We start from the raw sequence: 1553 nt of genomic DNA on the forward strand, positions 1-1553 counted from the left end.
AATCACTCGACCCGGATGTGCTTGCGGACTCGCTGCCGAACGCACCGGCGCTACCACTGTCACTTCCACTACTCGCACTGCCGCTCGATCCTGTGCCGCAGCGGGAGTGTCCGATTAACGGTGGATCCGACCTTGATGTCGGTTAGTTACCGTTCAGGGTGATGCGTCCTTCGAAGGTGATCGCAAACGCATTGAGCGCGGGCTTCCACCTCATTGCCCATCGTGCCTTACCTTTCCCTGTCGGGTCCAGAGCACGCGTGGCCAAGTACAAGCATTTGAGCGCCGCCTGCTCAGTCGGGAAGTGCCCACGCGCCCGTACTGCGCGCCTGTAGCGAGCGTTGACAGACTCGATCGCGTTCGTCGAGCAGATGACGCGCCTGATCTCGACGTCGTAGTCCAGGAACGGAACGAACTCACTCCACGCGTTGTCCCACATCTTGATAATCGCTGGATACTGCTGCCCCCATTTCTGCGTGAACTCAGCGAATCGTTCCCTGGCCGCAAACTCCGACGGAGCGGTGTAGACAGGTTTGAGATCACGCGCCATCGCATCCCAATATTTACGAGAGGCAAAGCGAAAAGTGTTGCGTATCAGATGAATAATGCACGTCTGCACCACAGCGAGTTCCCAGACGGTGTTGATCGCTTCAGGCAATCCTTTGAGTCCGTCGCACACAACGATGCAGACGTCCGCCACACCACGGTTCTTGATCTCGGTCAGGACCGAGAGCCAGAACTTTGCGCCCTCTCCGCCCTCGCCGGCCCAGATCCCGAGGATGTCGCGTTCGCCATTGACGGTGACGCCGATCGCGACATACATCGGCCGGTTGGTGACCTGCCCATCGCGAACCTTCACGTGCACCGCATCGATGAACATCACCGGATACACCCGATCAAGTGGCCGGTTCTGCCACTCCGTCATTTCCCCGACGACCTTGTCGGTGATCCGCGAGATCGTGTCCTTCGACACCGACGCTCCGTAAATATCTTGAAAGTGCGCGGATATCTCGCCGGTCGTCAAACCCTTTGCCGTCAATGACAATACGATCTCATCGATACCCGTCAAGCGTCGCTGACGCTTCTTAACAATCTGCGGGTCGAACGAAGAATCGACGTCGCGTGGCACTTCGATCTCCACCGGCCCGATCTCAGTGAGCACCGTCTTCGAACGGGTACCGTTCCTCGAGTTGCCGCTGCCGCGGCCGGCGGCATCGTGCTTCTCGTAGCCCAGGTGCTCGGTCATCTCCGCGTCTAACGCGGTCTCTAGGACGTTTTTGGTGAGTTGATTGAGGAGTCCGTTCGGGCCCATCAACTCCACGCCCTGCTCCTTGGCCTGAGCCAGGAGCTGCTCGGCCAACTGCTTCTGATCCACCTCAGTCTCTGCCATGGGATCAAGTGTTTCGGTCATCGTCGATCCTTCCCGCCAAGCTCAGCTCGGCGTGTTGAATCAAGGACCGGATCCACCGTTATTCAGACAGTCCCGCCGCAGCCCGGCGGCGTGACAGAGGTGACGGTGAGCGTCGCTGCAGTCGTGGTCGCCGTGCCGCGGGTCT

Annotated in this window: 1 protein-coding gene; it reads right to left on the reverse strand. The window is 59.4% G+C overall.

Translation table 11 applies throughout. From position 1 onward, the window contains the following. Positions 1–142: 142 nt before the first annotated feature. Positions 143–1408 (reverse strand): IS256 family transposase, encoded by a 1266-nt coding sequence (locus ACF09J_RS36020; protein WP_003943361.1) that lies wholly within the window; start codon positions 1406–1408, stop codon positions 143–145. Positions 1409–1553: the final 145 nt, after the last annotated feature.

The organism is Streptomyces sp. NPDC014889, assembly GCF_043081205.1.
Classification (GTDB): Bacteria; Actinomycetota; Actinomycetes; order Streptomycetales; family Streptomycetaceae; genus Streptomyces.

Bases quoted from the DNA above. Each gene is read 5' to 3' on its own strand.
- ACF09J_RS36020 (WP_003943361.1), bottom strand. From the start codon at position 1,408: ATGACCGAAACACTTGATCCCATGGCAGAGACTGAGGTGGATCAGAAG.